The organism is Pseudoxanthomonas sp. 22568 (assembly GCF_052044485.1).
GTDB classification, from domain to species: domain Bacteria; phylum Pseudomonadota; class Gammaproteobacteria; order Xanthomonadales; family Xanthomonadaceae; genus Pseudoxanthomonas_A; species Pseudoxanthomonas_A beigongshangi.
In genome coordinates, this window is record NZ_JBQENC010000005.1 from 281,747 (window position 1) to 307,725 (window position 25,979).

Genomic DNA, 25,979 nt, shown 5'->3' on the forward strand with positions numbered 1-25,979 from the left:
GGGCTTCGGCTAGGCTATGCGGCAATCCAAGGAGGAATCCATGTCCATCGCTTACTGGTGCATCCTGATCACCGCCCTGCTGCCCTATCTGTGGGTCACCATCGCCAAGCGTTCGGGCGAGCGCTACAACAACCGCGCGCCGCGCGAGTGGCAGGCCAGGCAGGACAATCCGCGCTCGCATCGCGCCCACGCCGCGCACCTCAATGGTTTCGAATCCTTCCCGGCCTTCGTCGCCGGCGTGCTGATGGCGCAACTGGCCGGTGTCGATCCCGCCACCATCAATCTGCTGGCGATCGTCTTCACGGTAACGCGCGTGCTGCACGGCGTGCTTTACATCGCCAACCAGGCCGCGCTGCGCAGCCTGGTGTGGGCGGTCGGATTCGCCAGCGCACTGGCGCTGATCGTGATGGCGGCATTGAAGATCGCCTGACCGAACAGCAGCGGAGCGAGCTCGGCTCTACACCCGGGTAGAGCCGAGCTTGCTCCGCTGAAGGGATCGGTCAGCGCAGCGATTCGTCCCAGCCGAACAGCGCGAAGGCGCGGCGGAATTCGGCGTCCAGCGGCGCGATGGCTTCGATTCGCGCGCCACTGAGCGGATGCAGGAACGACAGCCGCACCGCATGCAGCAACATGCGATGCACGCCATGCATGCGGAAATTGCGGTTGTGGCGGCCGTCGCCGTGGCTGCTGTCGCCTATCAGGTGGTGGGACAGGTGCTTGAGATGCCGGCGGATCTGGCGGAAGCGCCCGGTTTCCGGCCGGCAGCGCAGCAACGCGTAGCGTGAACTTGAGAACCCCGCAGACGGCAGGGGCAATTCGCCGGTCGCCAGCCGGGTAAACCGGGTCGACGCAGGTCGCTTCTCCGGCTTGCCGGGTCCGCCATCGAGCGCATAGTCGAGGTCGATCTGCGGTTCCGGCCACCCTCGACAGATGGCCAGGTAGTCCTTTTCCACTTCGCGCGACATGAATGTCCGGCCCAGCGCCGAGGCGACATCGCGATCAAAGGCGATCAACAGGCAACCGCTGGTCGCGCGGTCAAGCCGGTGGATCAGGAAGATCGGCCTGCCGAAACGCTCGCGCAGGCGGTCGGCCAGGAACTCGGTCTCGCCGCGCGCCAGCTTGCTGTCATGGACCATCAGTCCCGCCGGCTTGTCGATGATGGCCAGGTCCGCGTCCTGGTACAGCACGCCGCCAATGTCGTGACCGCTCTCACTATCGCTCATGTAACGTCCGGCTCCCGCAAATCTGCGACACTGCGGGTTGCCGTTTACAGGGAGTCCTGCATGCAACCACGCCGCCTTATTCTCGCATTGGGCCTGGCATTGACGCTAAGCCTCGGCATGGCGCCGGCCTCCTTCGCGGATACCGCGCTGCCCCGCGGCGTGGTCGCCGGCCCCAGCGTCGAAGGCATCAGCGAGTACCGGTTGGGCAATGGCCTGCGGGTGCTGCTGTTCCCGGATGCGAGCAAGCCCACGGTGACGGTGAACCTGGTCTACGGCGTCGGTTCGGTACACGAGAACTATGGCGAGACCGGCATGGCGCACCTGCTGGAGCACCTGCTGTTCAAGGGCACGCCCACCCACGCCGACATCAGCGGCGAGATGAAGAAGCGCGGCATCCAGTTCAATGCGACCACCGGGCTGGATCGCACCAATTACTTTGCGTCCTTCCCCGCCGACGACGCCACCCTCGACTGGGTGCTGGGACTGGAAGCCGATCGCATGGTCCACTCCAATGTCGCGCGCAAGGATCTGGACAGCGAGATGACCGTGGTCCGCAACGAACTGGAAGCGGGCGAGAACAATCCCGGCGGCGTGCTGTTCCAGCGCATCCGCTCGACCGCGTTTCTGTGGCACAACTACGGCAACAGCACGATCGGCGCGCGTTCGGACGTCGAAGGCGTGCCGATCGAACGCCTGCAGGGCTTCTATCGCACCTGGTACCAGCCGGACAACGCCACCCTGATCATCGCCGGCCGCATCGACCCGGCGGCGACGCTGGCGCGGGTCGCGGCCCATTTCGGTCCGCTGAAGAAACCCGCCCGCGCGCTGCCCGCCTTCCATACCGCCGAGCCCGCGCAGGACGGCGAACGCCAGGTCGATGTGCGCCGTGCCGGCGACGTGCGCATCGTCGCCGCGGCCTACCACATTCCCGCCGCCGGCCATCCGGACAGCCCCGCGTTGAGCGTGCTGGGCAATGTGCTGGGACACACGCCGGGCGGCCGCCTGCACAAGACGCTGGTGCAGCCGCGCCTCGCCGCCGGCAGCGGCGCCGGCAGCGAATCACTGCGCGATCCCGGTTTGTTCACCGCGTTGGCGGTGCTGCCGAAGGATGGCGACGCGGCCAAGGCCGAGCAGGAACTGCTGGCCCAGGTCGAAGGCGTGGCGCGCACGCCGGTGACCGAGGCGGAAGTCGAGGAAGCCAAGCAGCGCATCGCCAATGCCTACGAACTCTATTTCACCGACGTCAACGCGGTCGGCATGGGCCTGTCGGAGTTCCTGGCGGCCGGGGACTGGCGCCTGCTGTTCGTCACCCGCGACGCGATCGCCAAGGTCACCGCCGCCGACGTCAACCGGGTGGCCGCCGAATACCTGAAGACCAGCAACCGCACGCTCGGCCGCTTCATCCCCACCGATCCGCCGGAGCGCGTCACCATCACCCCGCGCCCGGAAATCGCCAAGCTGGTGGACGGCTATGTCGGGCGCCCCGCCGTCTCGGCCGGCGAACAGTTCGATCCCACGCCGCAGAACCTGGAGGCGCGCACCCAGCGTTTCACCCTCGGCAATGGCCTGCGGGTGGCCCTGCTGCCGCGCAAGACCCGCGGCGAGACGGTGGTGGTGGATGCCAACTTCCGCTTCGGCGACGTCGCTTCGCTGACCGGCCGGCAGGATGCCTCCGGCCTGGCCGGCGCCATGCTGATGCGTGGCAGCACCACGCTGAGCCGGGAACAGATCGATCAACGGTTCGAGGCGCTGAAGACCCAGGCCAGCGTCAGCGGCGGCCTGCAGGGCGCCGGGATTTCGCTGCTGAGCCGGCGCACCCAACTGGCCGACGCGCTGGCGCTGGCGGCGGACATCCTGCGCCACCCGGCCTTCCCCGAGAGCGAGTTCGAACAGTTGCGCCTGCAGGCGCTCACCGGCATGGAAGCCTCCCGCAAGGAGCCCGGCGCGGTCGCGGGCCAGGCGTTGGCGCATCATTTCGACCCCTGGCCGAAGGGCCATCCGTTGCACATCGAAACCCTCGACGAGGCCATCGCCGCGGTGAAGGCGCTCAAGCGCGAGGATCTGGCGGCGTTCCATCGTGACTTCTACGGCACCGCCGAGGGCGAAATCGCCGTGGTCGGCGACTTCGATCCGGTGGCGGTGCGCGCGCAGCTGGAATCCCTGTTCGCGGGCTGGAACTCGCCGCATCCGTATGCGCCGATCAACACCCGTTACACGCCGGTCGCCGCGACCCACCAGCGCCTGTCCACGCCGGACAAACCCAACGCGGTATTGCTGGCACGCAGCAACCTGTCGCTCAAGGTCACCGACCCCGACTATCCGGCGATGCTGATCGCCAACCGCATCTTCGGCGGTGGCGCGCTCAAATCGCGACTCGGGGATCGCATCCGCCAGAAGGAAGGCCTGAGCTACGGCGTCTCCAGCGCGGTTCGCGCCGACGACAGCCGCGAAGGCACCGACGACAATGGCAGCTTCAATATCCAGGCCATCGCCGCCCCTGAAAACATGGCCAAGGTGGAAGCCGCCATCCGCGAGGAACTGGCGCGGCTGGTCCGCGACGGCATCACCGGGGAGGAGCTGCGCGATGCCGTGTCCGGCACGCTGACCGAGCGGCGCCAGGGCCGCGCCGAAGACGGCGCCGTCGCCGGCATGCTGTCCGATCAGGCGTACTTCGGCCGCACCATGCAGTTCACCGCCGACCTGGATGCCGCCTACGCCGCACTGACCTTGGAACAGGTCAATGCCGCCATCCGCAAGCACCTCAAGCCGGAAACGCTGAGCGTGTACCTGGCCGGCGATTTCGCCAAGGCGGCCGCGACACAATCCGCCCAGTAGGACCGGAAGCCGGGACGGACGGGACCCTGCCCGGGTCCCTCCCCGCCCGTTCTGCCGTGGGCGGATTAAGACGGCTTTAAAGCGCGCGGTTTACCATCGGTTCCCCTGTTTTTCCGGAACCTCGCCGTGACCCCGATCCTGCTGGTGGAAGACGACCGCATGCTCGGCGACGCCGTGGCCGCCGCACTGCGCCAGGATGGCTGGGACGTCGCCCGCGCCGAGGACGCCGGCGCCGCCAAGACCGCGCTGATCGACCACGCCTTCGCCGCGGTCCTGCTGGATCTGGGCCTGCCGCGTGGATCCGGCCTGGATGTCCTGAACGCGCTGCGCCAGCGCTACGACACCACCCCGGTACTCATCGTCACCGCCCGCGACCAGCTCAGCGATCGCGTGCGCGGCCTGGACGCCGGTGCCGACGACTACATCGTCAAGCCGTTCCAGACCGACGAGCTGTGCGCGCGCCTGCGCGCGGTGGTGCGGCGCAGCCAGGGCCGGGTGGCGCCGGTGCTGTCCTACCGCGACGTGGTCCTGGATCCGGCCGCCCGCACGGTCACCCGCGGCGGCCAGTCGGTGAAGCTGGGCGTGCACGAGTACCGCACGCTGATGGCACTCATGGAACGCCAGGGCCGGGTGGTGGCGCGCGACGCGCTGGAATCGCTGGTCTACGGCGGCGACGGCACCATCGAGAGCAACACCATCGCCGTCTACATCCACCAGTTGCGACGCAAGCTCGGCGACGACTTCATCACCACGGTGCATGGATTCGGCTACCGCGTCGGCGAGGTGGAATGAGGATGAGGCGCCACCATTCGCTCAAGGGCAAGCTGCTGGCCACGTTGATGGGTGTCAGCCTGATCGGCTGGCTGATCTGGCTGGGTTGCCAGTACGTGCAGGTCTCGCGGCAGCAGAACGGGCATTGGGATCAATCGCTGCGCGAAATCGGCCAGCAGATCCTGATGTCGATGCCGAGCGACGTGGACACCGTCGGTGGTCGTTCGCGCCTGCAACTGCCGGCGGATTTGCCCGCCCAGCCCAATTACAAGTTCGACAAGATCCGTTTCCAGGTCTGGAGCCTGCAGCGCCGCGAGAGCATCGTGTCGTCCAATGGCGCGCCGAAGACCCCGCTGCAGCCCAGTTTCCGGACCGGACTGGCCAACACCCGCACCGCGGGCGACAACTGGCGCGTCTACGCGGTCACCGACGCCAGCGGACGCGTGCAGGTGCAGGTCGGCATGTCGCGCAAGCAATTGCGGGCCGAGGTTGCCTGGTGGGTGAAGATCACCCTGCTGTCGGCGGTGGCGCTGATGGTGGGGCTGGCGCTGGCGATCTGGGCGGCGATCGGCTGGAGCCTGCGGCCGGTGAATCGCCTGCGCAATCTGATGTCGCAGCGCGATGCGCTGGACCTGGCCCCGCTGCCCACGGCCGGCATTCCGCGCGAGATCCAGCCGCTGGTGCAATCCTTCAATGGCCTGCTGTCCCGGCTGGCCGACGCGATGCACGGCGAGCGCCAATTCCTGGCCGACGCCGCGCATGAACTGCGCACGCCGCTGGCGGCGTTGCAGACCCAGACGCAGGTCGCGCTGCGCGCCGGCAGCGAGGCCGACGCCCGGCAGGCACTGGGCCAGCTCGCCCACGGCATCGAACGCACGTCGCGGCTGGCGCAGCAGTTGCTCGACTCGGCCCGCATCGATGCCTCGCAGCGTCGCCATGACCACGCGACGGTCGAACTCGCCGACGTGGTGACGATGGTGGTGCGCGAGTTCGAGATCATGGCCTCGCGCCGGCAGCAGACCATCGTGCTGAACACCGCCGTCGCGCCGGTGTCCGGTGATCTCGACGACCTGGGCGTGCTGGTGCGCAACCTGATCGACAACGCCATCCGCTACAGCGGCGAAGGCGGCCGGGTGGTGGTGGCCTGTGGTCGCGGCCTGGACGGCGCGTGCGTGGAATTGACCGTCACCGACAACGGCCCGGGCGTGCCGCGGGAAGAGCGCGCGCAGATCTTCGACCGGTTCTTCCGTGGCAGCAACGGCAATGGCGAGCGCGGCAGCGGCATCGGCCTGTCACTGGTCCGGCGCATCGCCCAGGCCTATGGCGCGGAGGTCACCCTGGACGACGGGCTCGACGGACGTGGCCTGTCGATCCGGGTGCGGTTCCCGGATCCGGGACGCTGACGCCTCCGCTCAACGCGGCAGGCGCCACCACGGCGTGAACGCCTGCGGCGCGTCGACCGCGACCGCCTGCCCGATCATCGGCGTGCTCAAGGCCACGCCACGCTCGGCGGCGATCGCGCTGACCGATTCCATCGGCGCGTTCCAGTCATGGAAGGCCAGATCGAAGGTGCCGTTGTGGATCGGCATCATCCAGCGGCCGCGCAGATCCAGGTGCGCCTGCACGCTCTGCTCCGGCAGCATATGCACGCCTTCCCACAGCGGATCGTAGGCGCCGCATTCGAGCAGGGTCAGATCGAACGGTCCCAGCCGCTCGCCGATTTCGCGGAAGCCGGCGAAGTAGCCGGTGTCACCACTGAAGAAGATCCGTTGGCGCGGCGTCTCGATGACCCAGGAGGCCCACAGGGTGGGATTGCGCTGGAACGGCGCGCGTCCGGAGAAATGCTGCGCGGGGGTGGCAGTCAAGTGCAGGCCACCCACCCGCACCGACTGCCACCAGTCCAGTTGCGTGATCCGATCCTTGGGCACGCCCCAGCGCGCCAGCAGATCACCCACGCCCAGCGGCGTGATGAAGCGTTCGGCACGCGCGGCCAGTGCCCGGATCGTCGCCTTGTCCAGGTGATCATAGTGATCGTGCGACAGGATGACCCCGGCGAGCGGCGGAAGCTCGGACAGTGCGATCGCCGGCGCGTGAAAGCGCCTGGGTCCCGCCCATTGCACGGGCGAGGCACGCTCGGAGAACACCGGATCGGTGATCCAGTAGCCGCCTTCGAGCTTCAGCAGGATGGTTGAATGGCCGATGCGATAGAGCGTGCCATCCGCGGCCGCGTCCAGTTCCGCACGGGTGATTTTCCGGACCGGCAATGCGGCGGGCGGCACGGTGCGATCGGATTTTCCGAACATGAAGCGCCACCACAGACCGGGGATTTCCCGCGTGGCCGGCTGGCGTGGTTCGACCGGATTGTGGAACGCGCGCTCGCGGTACTGCGGTGACTGCGGATAGGGGACGGTGCTGCAGGCGGACAGGGACATGTAGAGCATTCCGGCGATCAGGAACAGGAAGAAGGCGGCGACGCGCCGGCCGGGGCGCCGCCGGGGGGAGGAACGGCGGCGCCCGCGGCTCATGATGCGGTCGGAGTGGACAGGCGGAGCATGCCGCAGCGGCCGTCGCCGATGCTGGCGCCGGTGAGCTGCAGCGGCGGCAGGCCAGCGCCCTGTTGCCACTGCACGGCGAAGCATCCCAGTTGCGCCGCCGTCGCACTCGCCGAAGCCAGCAGGCGTGCTTCCACGTCGCGGCCATGATGCGCCGGATCCACGTACAGCGATTCCAGTCGCAGGTAGTAGCCGCGCTCCAGCAACGAGAAACCCACGGTGGCGGCGGCATAACCGACCGCGGCCTCGCCGTCGCGCGCGATCCAGGCCCAGGCGCGCAGCGGTGGATCGAACAGCGCTTCCATCAGTTCGAGCAGGCCCGCGGATGTCTCCCGATCGTCCGCCGCCGGACTCCGGCCGTGGTCGCGCTGCAGGTCGCACAACGCCATCAGCACCTCGATATCGCGGCGGGAAACCCGGGCGACGGTGTAACCGGCCGCGGCGGGAAAGGTGGGTGGCGATACGCGACCGCGTGGCACGAGAGCGGGGAACAGGTTCACGGGATTCCTCCGGGTGGGGGCTGCACTGCGTCGCGGCGCATCCTGCGCCGGCGGCATTAAAAGGGCTTTAAGTCACCCGCTTCCGGTCGGCACCGGCATGCCGGCGTTCATGAAGTCGGCCGGCTGAACACGCGGCTGGCGCGAATGCGCTTAGGATTCTGGCCTCCCTCTTCCGGAACGCCTCCATGCCTGGTCGTGTCGCATCTGCCGGAGGGTGCCTCCTGGCCTGCCTGCTCGCCGTCGCGCCCGCGCATGCCCAGGTGCTCGGCATCGCCCTGGACGGCAAGGCGCGGATGAACAACGGCGAGGTGGAAATACTCGGGACACCCGCACCGGATCGCGCGGCGTTCTACGACACCACCAACGGACAACTGCGCCTGCTCGGCGAAGTCGAAGTGCCGATCAGTTTCCAGGGACCGCCCTCCAGCATCGCGATCAGTGCGGACGGACGCGAGGCGCTGGTCACCGCCTTCACCCGCGCCGATCCCGAACGCGCCGGCGCCTTCACCGCCAATCCCGCGATGGCGGTGATCGATCTGGCCTCGACACCGATGCGTGTGTCGCAGACGCTGACCCTGGTGGCGGCCCCTTCGTCGGTGAGCCTGCATCCGGATGGCCGCCATGCCTGGGTGCCGCATACCGGCGCCGACAGCGTCAGCGTGCTGGAGAAACGCGCCGGCATCTGGGAAGTCGTCGAGGTGGTGCGCTTCGAAGCGGGCAGCGCGCCAATCGCGACGGCGTTCAGCGCCGATGGCGCGCATGCGCTGGTGAGCCTGCCAGGCAGCCAGCGGATCGCCTGGCTCGCGGCGGATCAGGGCCGACCGGTCCTCCCCGCCCGCCACGAAATGAGCGCCGGCGTCGGCCCCACCGCGCTGTCGTTCTGCGGCGACACCGGACTGGCGGTGGTCGCGAATTACGGCAAGGTGACCGGCGATGTCGACACGATCAGCCTGATCGACACGCGCGGCGCGTTGCCACGTGTCATCGACACCGCCTCCGTCGGCATGTCACCGGAAGGCGTGGCTTGCGCGCCCGATGGCCGCCATGCGGCCGCCGCCCTGCAGAACATGAGCACGCTCCCGCGCTCGCATCCGCTGTATTCGCCGGACAGCCGGCTGGTGGTGCTGGCCATCGAGTCGGGACGGCTGCGACGCGTGGCGGAAACCGGATTCGGCGGCTGGGCGCAGGGCGTCGGATTCCTTGATGATGCACGCACGGTGTTCGCGCAGAGCATGATCGATCGCCGCGTGCACGTGTTCCGGCTGGACGGTGAGACGCTGGTCGCGCAGCCGGGATTGACGTTCACGTCCGGCTCGCCGGCCGCCTATGGCCTGTCCGGCCGCTAGCGCGGATCTTCCGCGCGGGCGGCGACCCGCTTACTCGCCCGTGGACTGCCGCACCAACGACGCCAGGATGCGCAGATCCTCATCGTCCAGCACGTCGGTCTCGGTGCCGCGGAAGCGCCGATGGAAGGCGCGCACGGTGGCGGCGCGATCGGTCAGCGGATAGCCGATCAGGCGCAGCGCGTTCCAGGGATCGAATCCCGCCGGCGCCGGTGGCGCGTCGGCGGCCGGCCAGATGCCGAAGCCGGCTTCGGCCAGCCGCTTCCACGGGAAGCGCGTGCCCGGATCCTGCTTGCGGGTAGGCGCGAAATCGGCATGCGCGACGATCTGCGTGCGCGGGATGTATAGCCGCTCGCACAGATCCTCCAGCAGCACGATCAGGCTGTCGATCTGCCCGGCGGGAAACTCGGATCGCCCGTCGTTGTCCAGCTCGATGCCGATGGACACGTTGTTGACGTCGGTGATCGTGCCCCAGCGTCCGCCACCCGCGTGCCAGGCGCGCAGTTCATCGGCGACCAACTGGTAGCGCTCGCCGTCGCGGCCGATCAGGTAGTGCGCGCTCACCGGCCCGCCGGAATTCTCCGTCCGCAGGGTCTCCAGGCTCTCGGCCACCGAGTTCTGCTCGGTGGCGTGGATGACGATCAGGATCGGTCTGCGCGCTTCATGGTTCGGCGAGGGCGCCCAGTGCGCGAGCGGATTGTGTTCCGGTTTCGGTACGTGCGTGCAGGCGCTGAGCGCCAGGACCGTCATCGCCAGCAATACTTTCAGGAATACCGGTTTCCGCATCGGGTCATCACTCGCTGATTGCCAAGATCGTCATGGAGCAGTTGTAGGAGCGACGTGAGTCGCGAAAGCGCGGCGGGCATCCGGTCGCGACTTACGTCGCTCCTACAGGGGAGCCGGTTTCCGGTCACCGGCGCGGCCAGGCCGCCAGCAGCGCCCACAGGCCGCCGATGCCGGCGATCCAGGCCGAGGCCGGCACCGAGAAGATGCGCGGGCCGCCGGCTTCCAGTCCGTACAGCACCGCCGCCACCAGCAGCAGGCCCACGCCCAGGATCGCGGCGACGATCCGGCGCTGCATGCCGCGCAGTGTCGTCGCCAGATCGGCGAGATCGCGCGAGCGCATCGACAGCTCGTGCCTGCCCTCGACCTGCTGGGTCAGCCAGGCGTGCACCAGCCGCGGCATGTCCGGCGCGTGGGTCATGATTTCCGGCAACCGCTTGCGGAATTCCTGCACCGCGCGCTGCGGGCTGTAGCGCTCCAGCAGGATCTTCTCCAGCACCGGCCGCGCCACCGCCCAGATATCCAGGCGCGGATCCAGCTGGCGGCCGACGCCCTCGATGTTGAGCAGGGTCTTCTGCAACAGGATCAACTGCGGTTGCAGGGTCAGCTCGTATTTCTGCGCGGTGCGGAACAGCTTGAGCAGCACCTCGGCCAGCGAGATTTCCGACAGCGGCCGGGTGAAGTAGGGCTCGCACACCGCGCGCGCGGCCGCTTCCAGTTCGTCGATGCGCACGGTCGCCGGCATCCAGCCGGCCTCGACATGCAGCTCGGCGATGCGCCGGTAGTCCTTGTTGAAGATGGCCATGAAGTTCTCGGCCAGGTAGTACTGGTCCTCCGGCGAGAGCTGCCCGGTGATGCCGAAGTCCAGGGCGATGAAGCGCGGATTGGCGCGGCGCACCGGATCGCTGTCGACCCAGATGTTGCCGGCATGCGCATCGGCGTGGAAGAAGTTGTCGCGGAACACCTGGGTGTAGAACACCCGCACGCCCTTGGCCGCCAGCGCGCGTCGATCCACGCCGGCCGCGTCGAGCGCGGCCACGTCGTCGGACGGGATGCCGTGCACGCGCTCCATGGTCAGCACGCGCTCGCTGGTGTGCGTCCAGATGATTTCCGGTACGTACAGATCGTCGGAATCCTTCCAGAAACGCCGCATCACGCTGGCGTTGGCGCCCTCGCGCTGCAGATCCAGTTCGGCGGCCAGGGTGGATTCGATTTCCGCGACGATCTCGCGCGGGCGGATCTTGTCGGCGCTCGGGTGGGCGCGCTCGACCAGCGCGGCGACCGACTTGAGCAGGGAGATGTCGGCGGCGATCTGCCTCTCGATGTCCGGACGCAGCACCTTGACCACGACTTCGCGGCCATCCGGCAGGGTCGCCGCATGCACCTGGGCAATCGAGGCCGACGCCAGCGGCGAGGTATCGAAGTGGGCGAAGGCCTCGCCGATCGGCCGGCCCAGCACCTGTTCGACGATGGCGCGCGCGGCGTCCCCGTCGAAGGGCTTGACCCGATCCTGCAGCAGCGACAGTTCCTCGGCCACGTCCGGCGGCACCAGGTCGCGGCGGGTGGACAGGATCTGGCCGAACTTGACGAAGATCGGTCCCAGTTCCTGCAGCGCCAGCCGCAGGCGCGCGCCGCGCGGCTGCGCGGCGATCTCGGCGGAGGCGCGCGGCACGAACGGGCGCGCCAGTTTCAGCCAGCGCTCGGCGGGCGTGTCGTCGAGCAGATCATCGAGTCGGTAGCGCAGCAGCACCCGTCCAATCTTGCTGGCGCGCAGCACCGGCCTCATGCGGCGCCTCCGCGCCGGGCCGCCAGCCGCTGCACGCGCGCGGCCAGCCGTTCGACGTCGTCGCGCAGCGCGTCGACATCATCGTGGAAGGCATTCAGTTCCGCGCGCGCGACGACATCGCGCGATTCCTCGGTGAGGTACTCGGCGGTGTTCTCGGCGAATCCGCGCGCGGCGGTGCGCGCCTGGCGCAGTCCGGTGCGAAGGGCGTTGGCGATCTGCACGCCCAGGATGTCGCCGAATACGGCCGTGAAAGGTTGCTGCCAGTCCGGGTCGAAACGCTCGGCCAGCGTCTGCAGGCGGCGCGCCAGATCGGCATCGCCGGAAATGCGCATGCGCCCCACCGGTGCGGCGTTGTCGCGGCGCAGGAACGGCAGCTGCGACAGGACGCCACCGAGGGTGGCGCGCACGGCCAGGTCGGGTTCGTGGACCTCATGGACCGGGCCGACCTGCAGTTCGCCGCCGCCGACCCGGATTTCCATCGCCACCGCGGGCGATTCCAGCGCCAGCGCCACGCGCCGGCCCTCCAGTGGCGCCAGGCCGGCGCGTGTATCGGGATCCAGGGCCAGCGCGCGATTGAGCGCGGCTTCCAGCGCGCGGCCGGCGAAGGGCTTGAGCAGGTCGAAGGGCGAGGCGGACATGCCGCCATTCTACCCATACGCCCGCGCCCGGCCGCGCGCGGGACCGGCGTGCTACACGCTGCGGCCGCGGAACAGGGAGATGATGGCCAGGATCAGGAAGACGACGAACAGGATCCAGGCGATATTGCTGGCGGCGCCGGCGATACCGCTGAAACCCAGCACCGCCGCGATCAGGGCGATAACGAAGAAGATGACGGCATAGCGCAGCATGGGATCTCCTGAAACACGGGCGCGCTCCATTCGGCGCACGTCCATGCTGGAGTCCGCGGAGTCACGGAGAAGTGATGGCGGTGTTGTCGCGGAGTGATGACTTCAGCCGGGTGATGCCTTCGTTAAAGGACACCCTCGGCACATAGCCGAAGTCCTCGCGCGCGGGCGTCATGTCGTACCAGTGGGTGGTGCTGAGCTGCTCGGCCAGGAAGCGGGTCATCGGTGGTTCGCCCTTCAGCGGCAGCACCGTCCACAGTGCTTCGCAGACCCCGCCGATGCGGTAGGCGGCCTTGAACGACAGGTGCCTGTCCACGCCCGGCGCGCCCGCCGCGGCGAGCAGGGTGTTGAGCAGTTCACCCATCGGCTTGGGTTCGCCATTGGAAATGAAGTAGGCCTTGCCGGCGCAGCGTGCACCCGGCGCCAGGTGTTCGAAGGCATCGAAATGCGCCTGCGCGGCGTTGTCGATGTAGGTGGTGTCCACCCGGTTGCTGCCGTCGCCGACGATGCGCAGGCGCCCGGATTTCGCGCGTTCCACCAACCGCGGCAGGATCTGCTGATCGCCCGGCCCCCAGATCAGCCGCGGGCGCAGCGCCACCGTCGCCAGCGCCGGACCGTTCGCCGCCAGCACCGCCTTCTCGGCGATCAGCTTGGTGGTGGCGTAGGGTGCCTTGAAGCCTTCGCCATACGGCACGCTGTCGGCGGTGCCGCCTTCGACCGGATGGGTGGCGCGATGGGTCACGCTGGGTGTGGAGGTGTAGACCAGCCGGCCGATGCCATGCTGGCGGCAGGCGGCCAGCACGTTCTCGGTGCCGACCACGTTGGCCTGGTGATAGAGCCGGTAGGCGCCCCAGGCACCGGCCTTGGCAGCGTTGTGGAAGATCGCGTCGACGCCGGCCGCCGCGTGCATCACCGCGTGCGCATCGGCCAGATCGCCCTGCACCTGGCCCACCCCCAGCGTGGCCAGTGCGGGATAGTGGCCTCGGTTGAAGCTGATGACGTGGTGGCCGCGTTCGACCAGCCCCCGGCACAGGGCCTGGCCGAGGAATCCACCGCCGCCGGTGACCAGGATCTTCATGCGCGCTGCTCCAGCTGCTGGGTCGCCCAGACCGCCAGTTTCTCGCGGCCGATCTTGGCGTTGTGGCGGATGTCCACCGGGAAGCCCGGATGGCAGAGGAAGGTCTCGATGCCCGCCGTGTGCGGATGGCGCTGCGCGAGCGTGCGCAGATCGGCGGCCACGGCGTCGCGGCGCATCGCCGCGACTTCCGGCAGCAGTTCGAAACACAGCACCGGTCGCTGGCGTCCCGGTTCGCCCACGCCGACCAGCGCGGTGCGGCGCACGTCCGGGTGGGTGTTGAAAATCGGTTCGGCCTGTTCGGTGTAGCGCGGTCCCTGGGCGGTTTCCACCCGCTGGGTCTTGCGGCCGCAGAACCACAGCCGGCCCTCGCCGTCGAAATAGCCGACATCGCCCATGCGATGGACGATGCGTTCGCCGCCATCGCCCAGGCGCTCGCGGATCTTGGCATTCCGGGTGGCGGCGTCGCGGTTGAAGTAGGTGTCGGTGGCGGTCGGACCGGCGACGGTGATCTCGCCCACTTCGCCTGTGGGCAACACCCGCGCCGCGTCCCAGTCGGCGATGGCGCCATCGTCGATGCCGATGATGCGCACCTGGTTGGGCGGCACCGGCCGGCCCACGCAGGTGCCGGCGCCGGCCTCTGTGGCCTCGCGCGTGGCTTCCAGCTCGCGCCCTTCGATGACCGCCACCGGCAGGCATTCGGTCGCGCCGTAGGGTGTCCAGAACTGCGCGTCGTCCGGCAGCAGCGCGCGCATGCGCGCCACCGTGTCCGGCGGCACCGGCGCGCCCGCGGAGGTCACCCGGCGCACCGTCGGCAAGGGCTGGCCATGGTCGGCGAGCACCTTCATCAACGCCGGCGAACCGAACAGCTGGGTCACGCCGAACCGCGCGATCGCCGCGTGCAGTTTTTCCGGATCGGCATTGGCCGGCCGGGTCGGATCCATGTCCGGGATGATCGAGGTCAGGCCCAGCGCCGGATCGAACAGCGCGAACGGCGGGAAGGTCGGCAGGTCCACGCCGCCGGGCTGCATCGCGAAGGCCTCGCGCAGCAGTTCGATCTGGGCGACGAAATGGCGATGGCGGTACACCACGCCCTTGGGCACGCCGGTCGAGCCGCTGGTGAACAGGATGCCGGCCACGTCGTCGGGCGCGGTCGCCGCCAATTGCGGACCGGCGCCCTGCCCCGCGCGTTCCAGCCGGGCCAGGGTGGTGCCGCCCCAGCCCCAGCGCGTACCGACGGTGACGATCCGGCGCGCGCTTCGCGCCCAGCCCAGCAGCAGGCGCGCGAGCTGGGCGAGCGGGACGCCGATGAAGGCTTCCGGCGCCGCCTCGTCCAGGCATTGCTTCAGCGCGCGCTTGTCGATGCCCGGATCCACCAGCACCGGCACCGCGCCGGCCTTGAACAGGGCGAACATCAGCAGGAAGAACTCCGGCGTGGGCCGGACCATGACCACGGTGCGGGTGCCGCGGCCGATGCCGTGGCGGCCCAGGCCGGCGGCGAGGGCATCGCTGCGGGCATCCAGTTGGGCATAGGTGAGTTCAGTGGCATAGCGGCCATCGCGGCCCGGGCAGCGCATCGCGACGCGGTCGGGCTGCTCGCGCGCCAGCCGCGGCAGGGAGGCGGCGATGTTGCAGGGTTCGGTCATCCGCCCATTGTCGCCGCTGGACGGTACTTGCGTCAGCCGAGAGAGGCCTCACAATTCCGCACCCCCTGCTCCCTCCTCGCGCACCGCCCGAGCCTTTCCCATGCATCCCTGCCTGACCTGCGGCGCCTGCTGCGCCTATTTCCGCGTCAGTTTCCACTGGAGCGAAACCGACCCGGCCCTCGGCGGCCCGGTGCCGTCCGAACTGACCGAGCCGTTCGACCCGCATCGCGTGGTCATGCGGGGCACCTGGGAGCAGAAGCCGCGCTGCGTGGCGCTGGACGCGGAAATCGGCGTGCGTTCGCGCTGCAGCATCCATCCGCAGCGACCGACCGTCTGCCGCGATGTGCCGGCGTCATGGGAATTCGGCGAAGCCAGTCCGCAGTGCGACAAGGCCCGCATCGCCTGGGGCCTGCCGGCGCTGACCGCGGCGGACTGGCGCTGGCGCGACGGCGCGGCCAACGACGACGACAGCAATCCGGACGATCACGACAACGATCCCTCGACGCCGCTGCCGCCGATACGGGCGGCCTGAGGCGGACAGCGGCGCGTAGCCGGCGCTCAGCCGGCCAGCGGGTGCCGTTCCAGGAAGTCGCGGATCAGCGGCACCAGCTCGGCCGCCTTGTCTTCCAGCACATAATGGCCGGCGTCGTCCCAGGCGTGCGCCTCCGCACGCGGCAGCGCCGCGCGAAAGCCGTCCAGGAAATGCTGGTCGAACACGAAATCCTTCAGGCCCCAGCCCAGCAGCGCGGGCCGGTCGGCGAACTCCGGCAGGCGCCGGCCGGCTTCTTCCAGCAACGCCCAGGCCTTGTCGCCGGGACCCAGCGGAATGTCCTGCATGAAGCGGACCGTGGAAATGCGGTTGGCCCAACTGTCGTAAGGCGAGACATAGGCGCGGCGCACCTCGGCCGGCATCTTCTTCTCCACGCCCAGGTAGGACGCGCCGCCAGAGAAGGCGTTGAACGCGCGGATGATGAACGCGCCGAATTTCCAGTCGCGGCCCAGCGCGATCTGCCAGGGCATCGGCTTGGCCTTGGGCAGCGGGAAGGCCGCGGTGTTGGTGATCACCAGCCGCTTGACCTGATCCGCGTGCGAGAGGGCCCAGCCGAAACCGATCATGCCGCCCCAGTCGTGCACGGCCAGCGTCACCGGACCGGTAATGCCCAGGTGATCCAGCAACGACGCCACATCGTCCACGCGCGATTGCAGGGTGTAGTCGTAGCGCTCGTCGGACGGCTTGTCGGACAGGCCCATGCCGATGTGGTCCGGCACGATGCAGCGGTAGCGATCGCTCAGCCCCGACACCAGATTCCGCCAGTAATAGCTCCACGACGGATTGCCGTGCAGCATCACCACCACCTCGCCATCGCGCGGGCCTTCGTCCAGGTAGCTCATGGACAGGCCGGGACGGACTTCGAAGCGCTGGGGAGTGAAGGGGTAGCCGGGAAGATTCATCGCACGGTGCCGCGGTAAACAAAAGGGCCGGCGAACCGGCCCTCGGGAAAGGTCAGTGGGCCGGTGTTACCAGACCACTTCGGCCATCGAGCAGTTCAGCCCGGAACCGATGCCCAGCAGGGCGATGCGATCGCCCTTCTTCAGCCGGCCCAGTTCCTTCAGCTTGCTCAGCACGATCGGCACGCTGGCCGGGCCGATGTTGCCGTGCTCGCCGAAGATGGTCAGCACCTTCTTCGGATCGATGCCGAACGCCTTGATGAAGGCGGCGGTGTGCACCTGGCTGACCTGGTGGATGACGAACTGATCCAGTTCGTCCACCGCCCAGCCCAGCGCCTGCTTGGCGGCGATGAAGGTCTTCTGCGCCAGCTTGATGCCTTCGATCAGCAGCATGCGGGTGTCGGTGACCATGCGGTCCAGGTTGCCGCGGCAGAGCTTGTTCCACTCGGTCGCCGAACGGGTCACGCCGCCCTTGTAGCGCGGCGCTTCCGGCACCAGCTCGGCGCGCGCCATGACCATCGCGGCGGCGCCGCAGCCCAGGGTAAGGGTAGCGAGCTCGTTGCGGAACTGTTCCTCGGTGATGTCCGGCGCGACCATCCGCTCGAGGGTCTTCTTGTAGGCCAGGTTGGCGGTCTCGCCGTCCACGACCAGGGCGTAGTCGATCTCGCCGCGCTCGAGCATGCGGGCGGCGATGTCCATGCCGTTGATGAAGGCCAGGCAGGCGTTGGCGACGTCGAAGTTCTGGCAGTTCTCGCTCAGGCCCAGATTGCCGGACACGATGCTGGCGGTGGACGGCTCCAGGTAGTCGCGGCTGACCGAGGTGTTGACCAGCAGGCCGATGCGATCGGCGGACACGCCGGCGTCGTCCAGCGCCTTCCTCGCCGCCAGCGTCGCCACGTCGGACGCCTGCTGCTCATCGTCCCACAGGCGGCGCGCGTGGATGCCGGCGATGTCGCCGAGCACGTCCGTGCGGATGCCCAGGCGCTCAAGCGTGGGCTTGAGCTGCTCGTTGATTTCCTTGGAAGTCAGCGTGTGCGGCGCATCAACGTGCGCCAGTCCCGCGATGGAGACGTTCTTGAAGAGCATCGAAAGTAGCGCCAAGGCTCAGGCCGAAGGGGGCGACAAGGTTACCGGCTTCCGGACTTCACCGCATCTTTATGCAGGTTCTGACAGAAGGCCGAATGGGCACTTTACGTGATGACCATCACATTTTCCGTACGCTGCCGTTTGGGCGGGCCCCGGCCCAGGTGGCGGCAGCCCCATTCCGACCCGCCGACAGGCACTGCAGGTGCCCGGCCGGCCCTTGCCGGAGCGGGCATCGGCGATGGCCACCGGCGGCTTCATCCGGACGCCGCACAGCGCCGGCGGCACGGCAAACGGTAGTTCCTTTCAGGAACTTCAGCGTCCGCAGCGATACGCCGCGAAGCGCTGTTCGCCATTGGCGGGGTCGCCCAGCGGCTGGATGGTGTCGGCCTGGATGCCCGGTGCCTCGTTGCGCGCCAGGGTTTCCAGCTCATCGCGCACGCGCAGGTTGTTGCGTTCGTAGAAGGCCACCTTGTCCTTGACCGAGACCGAGACCTCGCCCTGCTTCTGGCAGTTGGCGGGGGCGGCGCCGGCCGCGACGACCCGGATGCCCTTGGCGTTCGGCGCCAGCGGCACCCAGGTGCAGGCCGCCAGGGTGGTGACGGCGGCGAGGAGAATGAAAGTGCGCATGGATTCGCCTCTGTGCGGGAACGGCGGGCATTCTCGCCCAGCCGGGATGAATCATGGGTGGCTTCCGCCGCACGGGCGGCGGAAGCGTGCGGAACATCCTGCAACCACGCGCCCCTCCCCAGAAGGAAGGGGCGCGAAGGAGCTTACTTCCCGGCGGCCGTCACCGGCTTGCCATCGGCATCGAGCACGGTGACCTCGCCGATCTTCAGATCCCGGATCGGCTGCTGGATCTTGGCCAGATCGCCGACCACCACGTAGGTCAGCGCGTTGGGTTCCAGGGTCTTCGCCGCCGCGGTCACGTCCTTGGAGGTGATCGCCTCGTTGCGCGCCTTGTAGGTCAGGATGTAGTCGTCCGGACGGCCGTAGCGCAGGTTGCTGGTCACCTGGCCCATCACCGCGGCCGCGGTTTCATAGGCACCCGGCAGCTCCAGCGTGTTGCTGGCGCGGATCTTGGTGACTTCGGCGTCGGAGGCCGGCGCCTCGCCGGTGGCGAAACGGGTGATCTCGGCCTTCAGTTCCTTCACCGAATCCACGGTCTTGTCGCTCTGCACCGCCGCCTGCGCGAACCACGGACGCTGGCCCAGGGTGTTGGTGGCGCCGCTGTAGGAACCATAAGCCCAGTGCTTGTCCTCGCGCAGGTTCATGTTGAGGCGCGAGCTGAACTGGCCGCCGAGCACGCCGTTGGCGAAGTCGAAATCGATCGTGCCCTTGTCGCCGGTCGGCGGAATCAACTGGCCGACATAGATGTTGGACTGGATCGCGCCGGGCTGGTCGATCAGGAACACGCGCGGCGCGCCCGGCTTGGCCACGGCCGGCACCGCCGGCAGCGCCGGCGCGTTGGGCGCGGTCTTCCAGTCACCCAAGCGGGCTTCCAGCAGCGGCACGATCTGGGCCAGGGTGGTGTCGCCCACCACGATCACGCGGGCCTTGTCCGGCTGCAGCCAGTCGCGCTGGAACGCGACCAGATCATCGCGGGTCAGCGACGCGATCGATGCCTCGGTGCCGCTGCCGGTGAACGGAATCGCGTACGGATGGCCCTGGCCGTACAACAACGGCGGCATCACCCGCAGCGCGGCGGTCTGCGGACGCGCCTTCTCCTGCTTGATGCCGGCGATCCAGGTCGCGCGCACCCGCTCGAGTTCGCCCGCGTCGAAGGTCGGACGACGCAGCACGTCGGCCAGCAGATCCAGCGATTCGGGCAGCTTGTCGCTCAGCGCCGACAGGCCGACCGAGGCGCTGTCCAGGCCGGCGCCGGTGGTCAACTCGGCGCCCAGCGCCTCCTTGCGTGCGGCGAACTGCAGCGCGCTGTAGTCGCCCGCGCCCTCGTCCAGCATCTGCATGGTGAAGCTGGCGGTGCCGAGCTTCTTGCCCACGTCCGCGGTGTAGCCGCCGGGGAACTGCACCGACAGTTGCACGACCGGCGTTTCATGGCGCTCGGCCAGCACGACTTCCATGCCGTTGGACAGCTTGGCGCGGTGCAGGGCCGGGAACTTCAGATCCGGGAACGAAGTGGTCTTGGGCACGCCCTGGCTGCGGTCGACGTCGGTCTTGACCGTCTTGAACTTCGGATCCACCGCCGGGATTTCCGCCGGCCGGGTCGCCGGTGCGGCCAGCACGGTTTCCGGCAGCGAGGACAGCGGCTTGTCGCTGGGCTGCACCACCAGCGTGTGCGAACCCGCGCCCAGCCACTTGCGCGCGGCGGCCTGGATGCTGGCCGGGGTGGCCTTCATCAATTCATCGAGTTCGTCGCGGTAGCAATCCGGCTTGCCCTGGTAGACCGTGCAGGAGGCCAGCACGTCGGACTTGCCGCCGAATCCGCCGATGCGCTCGATGCCGCGCACGAAACCGGCGCGGCTGTAGGTGCGCGCCTGTTCGACTTCGGCGGCGGTCGGGCCTTCGCTGATCAGGCGCTGGATTTCCTCGTCCAGCACCTTCTCGACCTTGGCCGGATCCACGCCATCCTTGACGGTGGCGCTGACGATGAAGGTACCGGCAATCTCGCTCATCCACGGCGAGGTGCTGACCTGGTCGGCGATCTTGTCGCCATGCACCAGCCGGGCATCCAGGCGCGAGGAAGCGCTGCCGCCGAGGATCTGCGAGAACAGCTCCAGCTGGGTCGCGTCCGGCGTGCCCATTTCGGCGACCGGCCAGGCGCGATAGATGCGTACCTGCGGCACGCGGTCGGGCACCGTCTCGCGGGTGTCCTGCGCGCGCTTGGGAATATTGGACTTCATGTCGGCCAGCGTCGCGCTGGCCGGGATGTCGCCAAAGTAGCGGGTGACCTTTTCCTTGGCGGTCTTCAGGTCGATGTCGCCGGCCAGCACCAGCACCGCGTTGTTCGGGCCGTACCAGCTGCGGAACCAGGTTTTCACGTCGTCCAGGGTGGCGGCGTCCAGATCCGCCATCGAGCCGATGGTCTGCCAGCTGTAGGGGTGACCCGGCGGATACAGGGCCTCGAAGATCTTGGTGTAGATGCGGCGACCGTAGGGCTGGTTCTCGCCCTGGCGCTTCTCGTTCTGGACCACGCCACGCTGCTCGTCCAGCGCCTTCTGGTCGATCGCGCCGAGCAGGTGGCCCATGCGGTCCGATTCCATCCACAGCGCCATGTCGAGCGCGGTGGTCGGCACGTTCTGGAAGTAGTTGGTGCGGTCCTGGTTGGTGGTGCCGTTCTGATCGGTGGCGCCGACCAGCTCGAAGGGCTCGAAGAACTCGCCCTTGTGGTTCTCGCTGCCCTGGAACATCAGGTGTTCGAACAGGTGGGCGAAGCCGGTGCGGCCGGGCTGCTCGTTCTTGCTGCCGACGTGGTACCAGACGTTGACCGCGACGATCGGCGCCTTGCGATCGGTGTGCACGATCACCCGCAGGCCGTTGGGCAGGGTGAACTCCTCGTAGGGGATGACGATGTCGGTGCCGGCCGGTTTGGCCTGGGCCAGGGCGGGGACCGGCGCGTAGGCCAAGCCGCCAAGGGCGGTGCCGAGGGCGACGGCAAGCAGCGCGGCGCGCGGCCGACGGGATGCGATCATCGTGTGACTCCTTGTATACAGGTACGGGATTCCCCAAGAACCCCGGATGCTAACCCGGTCGCGGGGGCCATACACTAGGCCTCATGGCACGTGCCCCTCAAAGCGAGGTGTCTCATGGATCGTCGCCACTGCCTGGTCACCGGCGCCAATCGTGGGCTGGGGCTGGAGTTCGTCCGCCAGTTGCTGGCCCGCGGCGACCATGTCGTCGCCGCCTGCCGCCATCCCGGCAAGGCCAATGCGCTCAACCTGCTGGCCGGGGAGCACCCCGGCCGCCTGCTGGTACTGCCGCTGGATCTGGCGGAGCCGCGCACGCATGCTGCACTCGCCAACGAAATCGCCCTGGTGACCGACGAGCAGCCGCTGGATCTGCTGATCAACAATGCCGGCGTCCTGCGTGGCGGCGAGCGCTTCGGCCAGGTCCATGCTTCGGATCTGGAAACCAGCTTCCGCACCAATGCCGCCGGCCCGTTCCTGCTGACCCAGACGTTGGCCCCGCAATTGGCCGACGGCGCGATCGTGGCCAACATTTCCTCGGAAGTCGGTTCCATCGCGCTGCGGCAGGAATTCCGCACGCCCAGCTACGCGATGGGCAAGGCCGCGCAGAACATGGCGACCTCGCTGCTGGCCCAGGCGCTGGCGACGCGGGGCATCACGGTGGTCGCGCTGCACCCGGGCTGGGTCCGCACCGACATGGGCGGTGCGCAGGCCGCGCTTTCCGCGCAGGAATCGGTCGCCGGCCTGCTGCACGTGATCCATCAACTGTCGCCCGGGCAATCCGGCGGCTTCTTCGACTGGCAGGGCCAGCCGCTGCCCTGGTGAACGTGCCCTGATGGATGTGCCCGGTTGAACTTGCGCCAACGGAACCGGCCCCAGCGCAACCGTTTCCGCCTAAACGGCATCCAAACCAGCAAGTCCCGGAAATGACCGGATGACGGTGGGAAGGGCGTGTTGGAGGTCACATCCCGCCGCCAGGCACGTCCTGATAACCAGAAAACGGACGGCGCCACCCGGACACTGGCCGGACACGGACACGAAGAAAGAAACGGATTTCCTTTTGAATCAATAATTTGCAGTTGGCACGAGTCCTGCTTTACTTCAATTGCGAACAGCAGCAACCCAAGCAATCCTGACTAAACGCTGAACAAAGGAACTGCAAACACAAGTTCCGCTTGATCTGTCTGATTAGGTGTACTACCTTACTACCACACCACCCCACAACATCACTACAGAGGCAAAACAATGAACACCAAGACCCTGCTCCCGCTGACCGCCGCCGCCGTGTTCGCGCTGTGTGCCGGTTCCATGGTCCTGTCGGCCAACAGCTACGCCGACAACAACCTCCAGGCGCAGTCCGCCACTCCGGCCAGCACCCACGTGGTCGACCTGCCGGCCGTGACCGTCAAGCCCGAAGCCGCCGACCTGGCGCACTACCTGACCTACAAGGATGCGAAGGTGGTGAACCTGCCGGCCGTGACCGTGACGCCTGATGCGCGCGACCTGGCGTACTACCTGGCCACCCAGACCGCCAGCATCGTCGACATGCCGACCATCACCGTGCGCCCGTCGGCGGAAGATCTGCAGCAGTTCGCCGTGCAGGCGGGTGTACTGGCCCAGCAGCTGGCCGCGCGCTGATTACCGGATTGATTCACGCAACCGCTTCAAGCTTCCACCTGCTTCATCGCTCCATCCTCCGGTAAAGCGCGTTCCAGCCGCTGCAGTACCCGCACTTCCGCCGCGCACCGTCCCGCGACGCGCGCGCAGGCCGCACCACCGAAGCCGTCGATTCCCGTTGAATCCGGCCACGAAGATTTCCGCGATCCCCCGGTCGCCAGGACAAGGAAGCCGCATCCCGCGATGCGGCTTCCCTCCAAAGCATGACAGGCACCCACCGGATCGCGGCAGGCTCCCTTCCGCTCGCCGCATCCATGGGAACCTTCCGGTCCGGCCCGTAGAATCCGCGCATGACCGCGCTTTCCCTCGATGTCCTGCTCTACCAGCCGGAAATTCCTCCCAACACCGGCAATGTCATTCGCCTGTGCGCCAACACCGGTGCGCGACTGCACCTGATCCGGCCGCTGGGTTTCGATCTGGACGATCGGCAGTTGCGCCGCGCCGGCCTGGATTACCACGAATACGCCAACCTGCAGGTCCACGATTCGCTCGACGCCGCATTGGCCGCGCTCGCGCCGGCGCGACTGTTCGCATTGAGCACCCGCGGCACGGCCCGGTTCGACCAGCCCCGCTATCAGCCGGGCGACGCGTTCCTGTTCGGTCCGGAGACCCGCGGACTGCCGCAGGACGTGTTGGACGCGCTACCGGCCGAACACCGCCTGCGTCTGCCGATGCGTCCGGACAACCGCAGCCTGAATCTGTCCAACACGGTCGCGGTGATGGTGTTCGAAGCCTGGCGCCAGCAGGGATTTCCGGGCGGTGCCTGATTCGGTGATTCAATGGCGCGCGTACGATCCGAAACGCGCCAGGCCGTAGGGCGCCAGCGCAATCGCATTCGCCTCGCCCGTCATCATCCGCGCCATCAATTGGCCGCTGATCGGTCCCTGGGTCAATCCCAGGTGGCCGTGTCCGGTGGCGATGAAGATGCGCTCGTCATCCACGCGGTCCAGGATGGGCAGCGAATCCGGCGTGCAGGGCCGCAGTCCGGACCAATCCGAGGCGGGTTCTCCGACCAATGCCGGAAACAACCGACGCGCCTGCGGCGCCAGGCCGTGGATCAGGGCCGGGCGAGGCGGACGCCACGGCGCGGTCATCTCCTTGAATCCGGTGACCCGCACGCCAGAGCGCATCGGCGACACCACCATGTAGCGTTCCGCCCACAGCGTGGGGCGGCGCACGCCCCCATCCTGTCGCGGATAGGTGGCGTGGTAACCGCGCGCGGCCGCCAATGGCAGGCGCAAGCCGAACGTCTGCAGCAGCGTCCCGCTCCACGCACCGGCGGCGACCACGACCTGATCGGCATGGAGGTCACCGCCCGAGGTACGCACGCGGTAGCCCGCGCCTTCCCGCTCGATGGCCCGTGCGCTGGCGATCAGGATGTCGGCGCCGCGGGCGCTCAGCCAGTTGAACAGCCGGCGACAGAACTCGCCTGGCTCGCGCACGAACAGCGAATCGCGTTGCAGGACGCCGTGGCGCACGAAATCGGCCAGGCCCGGTTCGAGCGCACGCAGTTGCGCGGCGTCCAGCACATCGAACGCGACACCGTGCCGCTGCATGTGGGCACGCCCGCCGGCGGCGCGCTCGAACGTCGCGTCCTCGCTGTAGACATGCAGATAACCGGTATGGCCGATCAGATCCGTCGCGCCGATGGCTTCGGCCAGATCCAGCCACGCGGTACGCGCGCCCTGGTTGAGTGCCTGGGTCGCATCGATGATCGCCGGCAGTTGCTGCGCGCGGCCCGCCCGCAGGAACCGCCACAACCAGCCGGCGTAGTGCGGCCACGCACCCGCGTCGAGCTTGAAGGGCGCCAGCGGATCGCCCAGCCCGCGCAGCGCGGGCCGGAGCATGCCCGGCATCGACTGCGGCATCAGGTTGCCGACCGACACCGCACCTGCATTGCCATGGGACGCGTCGCCTGCCGGACCACGCGGATCGATGAGCAGGCAGGACAGGCCGCGGCGCTGCAACTGGAACGCCACCGACAGGCCAACGATGCCGCACCCGATCACCGCGACGTCGATGACGCGCGGCGGGGGCCGCCAGGAATCGGAACTCATTGCACCGGTATGTCGTAGGCGGTGGTGGGCGTGGGTTCCGGCTGGAAGGTGTAGTGCCACCATTCCAGCGGGTAATTGCGGAAACCGCGCCGCTCCATTGCCGCACGCAGGCGCTGGCGGTTGGCTTTCTGCTCACCACCGATGCGCGGGTCGTCGGTGTTGGCCAGGGCATCGAAGTGATCGAATCCGGTCCCCATGTCCAGCAACTCGCAGCGCGCGCGCTCGCATCTTTCCAGGCCCAGATCCACCGTGGCGCCGCGGCTGTGGCCGGAACTCTCGGCGATGTAGCCATCCAGCAGCTTCGACTTGTCCAGGTTCGGATAGAAGCGCGCCTTGGTGCGCTGATCCGCCGGATCCCGCGCCCAGCGCACGAAATCCTTCACCGCGCGCACCGGCCTGTAGCAATCGAACAGGCGCAGGCGATAGCCGTCGGCGGCCAGATCCGTCGCCACCTGTTGCAGCGCTTCGGCCGCCGGCCGCAGCAGATAGCACTTCGGCGCCTGGTAACCGTCCACGGTCCGGCCAACGAAGTTGTCGTCACCTGCATAGCGGATTTCCAGGGTCGCCAGCGGGATCCGCTCGCCCACGTCGACCAGATCGACCTGGTCGAAGCGCGTCGCCGTCGACACCGTCACCTCGCCGGCCCGGGCGGAAGCCACGCCCGCGATCACCAGCAGGCCCACACACAACGACTTGCCGAGACGCAT

24 protein-coding genes are annotated in these 25,979 nt (G+C 68.3%); 9 read left to right on the forward strand and 15 right to left on the reverse strand.

Annotated elements, in window-relative coordinates; translation table 11 throughout:
* The first annotated feature begins 40 nt into the window (after nt 1-40).
* A complete protein-coding gene (locus ACTJI2_RS08825; RefSeq protein ID WP_183640356.1) occupies nt 41-430 on the forward strand; it encodes an MAPEG family protein in 390 nt (129 codons plus the stop codon).
* A 70-nt stretch (nt 431-500) separates the two neighbouring features.
* On the opposite strand, the gene ACTJI2_RS08830 is transcribed toward ACTJI2_RS08825, so the two are convergent.
* Nucleotides 501-1,223, reverse strand: a complete 723-nt coding sequence (locus ACTJI2_RS08830; protein ID WP_183640349.1) for a pseudouridine synthase — start codon at nt 1,221-1,223, stop codon at nt 501-503.
* Between the two features lie 60 nt (nt 1,224-1,283).
* On the opposite strand from ACTJI2_RS08830, the gene ACTJI2_RS08835 reads away from it, so the two are divergent.
* The 3 genes from ACTJI2_RS08835 (at nt 1,284) to ACTJI2_RS08845 (ending at nt 6,232) form a co-directional block, all read left to right on the forward strand.
* Nucleotides 1,284-4,058, forward strand: coding sequence for a M16 family metallopeptidase (locus tag ACTJI2_RS08835; RefSeq protein ID WP_440841839.1), 2,775 nt, complete (start codon nt 1,284-1,286; stop codon nt 4,056-4,058).
* 126 nt (nt 4,059-4,184) lie between these two features.
* A complete protein-coding gene (locus ACTJI2_RS08840; RefSeq protein WP_440841840.1) occupies nt 4,185-4,850 on the forward strand; it encodes a response regulator transcription factor in 666 nt (221 codons plus the stop codon).
* Nucleotides 4,851-4,852: 2 nt separating this feature from the next.
* Nucleotides 4,853-6,232 (forward strand): ATP-binding protein, encoded by a 1,380-nt coding sequence (locus tag ACTJI2_RS08845; protein ID WP_183640342.1) that lies wholly within the window; start codon nt 4,853-4,855, stop codon nt 6,230-6,232.
* Between the two features lie 9 nt (nt 6,233-6,241).
* Here ACTJI2_RS08845 and ACTJI2_RS08850 read toward each other — a convergent pair whose 3' ends face one another.
* Together ACTJI2_RS08850 and ACTJI2_RS08855 are read right to left on the reverse strand one after the other, a co-directional pair.
* On the reverse strand, nt 6,242-7,261 hold the full coding sequence (locus ACTJI2_RS08850; protein ID WP_203322264.1) for an MBL fold metallo-hydrolase: 1,020 nt from the start codon (nt 7,259-7,261) through the stop codon (nt 6,242-6,244).
* Between the two features lie 89 nt (nt 7,262-7,350).
* On the reverse strand, nt 7,351-7,881 hold the full coding sequence (locus tag ACTJI2_RS08855) for a GNAT family N-acetyltransferase (protein WP_440841841.1): 531 nt from the start codon (nt 7,879-7,881) through the stop codon (nt 7,351-7,353).
* Nucleotides 7,882-8,066: 185 nt separating this feature from the next.
* On the opposite strand from ACTJI2_RS08855, the gene ACTJI2_RS08860 reads away from it, so the two are divergent.
* Nucleotides 8,067-9,227, forward strand: coding sequence for a lactonase family protein (locus ACTJI2_RS08860; RefSeq protein WP_440841843.1), 1,161 nt, complete (start codon nt 8,067-8,069; stop codon nt 9,225-9,227).
* Between the two features lie 30 nt (nt 9,228-9,257).
* Here the strand turns inward: ACTJI2_RS08860 and ACTJI2_RS08865 are convergent, their stop codons facing one another.
* The 6 genes from ACTJI2_RS08865 to oleC all read right to left on the reverse strand — a co-directional run bounded on the left by ACTJI2_RS08865 (nt 9,258) and on the right by oleC (nt 15,359).
* On the reverse strand, nt 9,258-10,010 hold the full coding sequence (locus ACTJI2_RS08865; RefSeq protein ID WP_183640334.1) for an N-acetylmuramoyl-L-alanine amidase: 753 nt from the start codon (nt 10,008-10,010) through the stop codon (nt 9,258-9,260).
* Nucleotides 10,011-10,134: 124 nt separating this feature from the next.
* Nucleotides 10,135-11,793 (reverse strand): ubiquinone biosynthesis regulatory protein kinase UbiB, encoded by a 1,659-nt coding sequence (ubiB, locus tag ACTJI2_RS08870; RefSeq protein WP_440841845.1) that lies wholly within the window; start codon nt 11,791-11,793, stop codon nt 10,135-10,137.
* Nucleotides 11,790-12,431, reverse strand: coding sequence for a ubiquinone biosynthesis accessory factor UbiJ (locus ACTJI2_RS08875; RefSeq protein ID WP_183640322.1), 642 nt, complete (start codon nt 12,429-12,431; stop codon nt 11,790-11,792). The genes ubiB and ACTJI2_RS08875 overlap by 4 nt, the downstream gene beginning before the upstream one ends.
* A gap of 51 nt (nt 12,432-12,482) precedes the next feature.
* A complete protein-coding gene (locus ACTJI2_RS08880) occupies nt 12,483-12,641 on the reverse strand; it encodes a DUF1328 domain-containing protein (RefSeq protein ID WP_141454537.1) in 159 nt (52 codons plus the stop codon).
* Nucleotides 12,642-12,702: 61 nt separating this feature from the next.
* Nucleotides 12,703-13,716 (reverse strand): 2-alkyl-3-oxoalkanoate reductase, encoded by a 1,014-nt coding sequence (oleD, locus tag ACTJI2_RS08885; RefSeq protein WP_440841846.1) that lies wholly within the window; start codon nt 13,714-13,716, stop codon nt 12,703-12,705.
* Complete coding sequence (gene oleC, locus ACTJI2_RS08890) at nt 13,713-15,359, reverse strand: olefin beta-lactone synthetase (RefSeq protein ID WP_440841847.1); 1,647 nt, start codon at nt 15,357-15,359, stop codon at nt 13,713-13,715. Before oleC ends, oleD begins: the two co-directional genes overlap by 4 nt.
* A 100-nt stretch (nt 15,360-15,459) precedes the next feature.
* Here oleC and ACTJI2_RS08895 point away from each other — a divergent pair, with 100 nt between their 5' ends.
* Complete coding sequence (locus ACTJI2_RS08895) at nt 15,460-15,891, forward strand: YkgJ family cysteine cluster protein (protein WP_183640309.1); 432 nt, start codon at nt 15,460-15,462, stop codon at nt 15,889-15,891.
* A gap of 26 nt (nt 15,892-15,917) precedes the next feature.
* Here ACTJI2_RS08895 and ACTJI2_RS08900 read toward each other — a convergent pair whose 3' ends face one another.
* The 4 genes from ACTJI2_RS08900 to ACTJI2_RS08915 form a co-directional block, all read right to left on the reverse strand.
* Nucleotides 15,918-16,811, reverse strand: coding sequence for an alpha/beta fold hydrolase (locus tag ACTJI2_RS08900; protein WP_440841848.1), 894 nt, complete (start codon nt 16,809-16,811; stop codon nt 15,918-15,920).
* 66 nt (nt 16,812-16,877) lie between these two features.
* Entirely contained in the window at nt 16,878-17,894 is a 1,017-nt protein-coding gene (locus ACTJI2_RS08905; protein ID WP_183640303.1) for a 3-oxoacyl-ACP synthase III, read from the reverse strand.
* A gap of 312 nt (nt 17,895-18,206) precedes the next feature.
* A complete protein-coding gene (locus ACTJI2_RS08910) occupies nt 18,207-18,521 on the reverse strand; it encodes a DUF4156 domain-containing protein (RefSeq protein WP_183640300.1) in 315 nt (104 codons plus the stop codon).
* 143 nt (nt 18,522-18,664) lie between these two features.
* Nucleotides 18,665-21,544 carry a M16 family metallopeptidase gene (locus tag ACTJI2_RS08915; protein WP_318288234.1) on the reverse strand — a complete coding sequence of 960 codons (2,880 nt, stop codon included), beginning with the start codon at nt 21,542-21,544 and terminating at the stop codon, nt 18,665-18,667.
* A gap of 114 nt (nt 21,545-21,658) precedes the next feature.
* Here ACTJI2_RS08915 and ACTJI2_RS08920 point away from each other — a divergent pair, with 114 nt between their 5' ends.
* The 3 genes from ACTJI2_RS08920 (at nt 21,659) to trmL (ending at nt 23,982) form a co-directional block, all read left to right on the forward strand.
* Entirely contained in the window at nt 21,659-22,363 is a 705-nt protein-coding gene (locus ACTJI2_RS08920; RefSeq protein ID WP_440841849.1) for an SDR family oxidoreductase, read from the forward strand.
* A 420-nt stretch (nt 22,364-22,783) separates the two neighbouring features.
* Nucleotides 22,784-23,176 (forward strand): hypothetical protein, encoded by a 393-nt coding sequence (locus ACTJI2_RS08925; RefSeq protein ID WP_183640293.1) that lies wholly within the window; start codon nt 22,784-22,786, stop codon nt 23,174-23,176.
* 329 nt (nt 23,177-23,505) lie between these two features.
* Entirely contained in the window at nt 23,506-23,982 is a 477-nt protein-coding gene (trmL, locus tag ACTJI2_RS08930) for a tRNA (uridine(34)/cytosine(34)/5-carboxymethylaminomethyluridine(34)-2'-O)-methyltransferase TrmL (protein ID WP_440841850.1), read from the forward strand.
* Nucleotides 23,983-23,991: 9 nt separating this feature from the next.
* On the opposite strand, the gene ACTJI2_RS08935 is transcribed toward trmL, so the two are convergent.
* A complete protein-coding gene (locus ACTJI2_RS08935; protein ID WP_318288232.1) occupies nt 23,992-25,272 on the reverse strand; it encodes an NAD(P)/FAD-dependent oxidoreductase in 1,281 nt (426 codons plus the stop codon).
* Nucleotides 25,269-25,979, reverse strand: a complete 711-nt coding sequence (locus ACTJI2_RS08940) for a M15 family metallopeptidase (protein WP_318289419.1) — start codon at nt 25,977-25,979, stop codon at nt 25,269-25,271. The genes ACTJI2_RS08935 and ACTJI2_RS08940 overlap by 4 nt, the downstream gene beginning before the upstream one ends.

Bases quoted from the DNA above. Each gene is read 5' to 3' on its own strand.
- ACTJI2_RS08935 (WP_318288232.1), bottom strand. From the start codon at position 25,272: ATGAGTTCCGATTCCTGGCGGCCCCCGCCGCGCGTCATCGACGTCGCG.
- ACTJI2_RS08865 (WP_183640334.1), bottom strand. From the start codon at position 10,010: ATGCGGAAACCGGTATTCCTGAAAGTATTGCTGGCGATGACGGTCCTG.
- ACTJI2_RS08880 (WP_141454537.1), bottom strand. From the start codon at position 12,641: ATGCTGCGCTATGCCGTCATCTTCTTCGTTATCGCCCTGATCGCGGCG.
- ACTJI2_RS08825 (WP_183640356.1), top strand. From the start codon at position 41: ATGTCCATCGCTTACTGGTGCATCCTGATCACCGCCCTGCTGCCCTAT.
- ACTJI2_RS08895 (WP_183640309.1), top strand. From the start codon at position 15,460: ATGCATCCCTGCCTGACCTGCGGCGCCTGCTGCGCCTATTTCCGCGTC.
- ACTJI2_RS08860 (WP_440841843.1), top strand. From the start codon at position 8,067: ATGCCTGGTCGTGTCGCATCTGCCGGAGGGTGCCTCCTGGCCTGCCTG.
- ACTJI2_RS08920 (WP_440841849.1), top strand. From the start codon at position 21,659: ATGGATCGTCGCCACTGCCTGGTCACCGGCGCCAATCGTGGGCTGGGG.
- ACTJI2_RS08915 (WP_318288234.1), bottom strand. From the start codon at position 21,544: ATGATCGCATCCCGTCGGCCGCGCGCCGCGCTGCTTGCCGTCGCCCTC.
- ACTJI2_RS08925 (WP_183640293.1), top strand. From the start codon at position 22,784: ATGAACACCAAGACCCTGCTCCCGCTGACCGCCGCCGCCGTGTTCGCG.
- ubiB (WP_440841845.1), bottom strand. From the start codon at position 11,793: ATGAGGCCGGTGCTGCGCGCCAGCAAGATTGGACGGGTGCTGCTGCGC.
- ACTJI2_RS08830 (WP_183640349.1), bottom strand. From the start codon at position 1,223: ATGAGCGATAGTGAGAGCGGTCACGACATTGGCGGCGTGCTGTACCAG.
- ACTJI2_RS08940 (WP_318289419.1), bottom strand. From the start codon at position 25,979: ATGCGTCTCGGCAAGTCGTTGTGTGTGGGCCTGCTGGTGATCGCGGGC.
- ACTJI2_RS08835 (WP_440841839.1), top strand. From the start codon at position 1,284: ATGCAACCACGCCGCCTTATTCTCGCATTGGGCCTGGCATTGACGCTA.
- ACTJI2_RS08905 (WP_183640303.1), bottom strand. From the start codon at position 17,894: ATGCTCTTCAAGAACGTCTCCATCGCGGGACTGGCGCACGTTGATGCG.
- ACTJI2_RS08850 (WP_203322264.1), bottom strand. From the start codon at position 7,261: ATGTCCCTGTCCGCCTGCAGCACCGTCCCCTATCCGCAGTCACCGCAG.
- trmL (WP_440841850.1), top strand. From the start codon at position 23,506: ATGACCGCGCTTTCCCTCGATGTCCTGCTCTACCAGCCGGAAATTCCT.
- oleD (WP_440841846.1), bottom strand. From the start codon at position 13,716: ATGAAGATCCTGGTCACCGGCGGCGGTGGATTCCTCGGCCAGGCCCTG.
- ACTJI2_RS08845 (WP_183640342.1), top strand. From the start codon at position 4,853: ATGAGGCGCCACCATTCGCTCAAGGGCAAGCTGCTGGCCACGTTGATG.
- ACTJI2_RS08900 (WP_440841848.1), bottom strand. From the start codon at position 16,811: ATGAATCTTCCCGGCTACCCCTTCACTCCCCAGCGCTTCGAAGTCCGT.
- ACTJI2_RS08910 (WP_183640300.1), bottom strand. From the start codon at position 18,521: ATGCGCACTTTCATTCTCCTCGCCGCCGTCACCACCCTGGCGGCCTGC.
- ACTJI2_RS08875 (WP_183640322.1), bottom strand. From the start codon at position 12,431: ATGTCCGCCTCGCCCTTCGACCTGCTCAAGCCCTTCGCCGGCCGCGCG.
- oleC (WP_440841847.1), bottom strand. From the start codon at position 15,359: ATGACCGAACCCTGCAACATCGCCGCCTCCCTGCCGCGGCTGGCGCGC.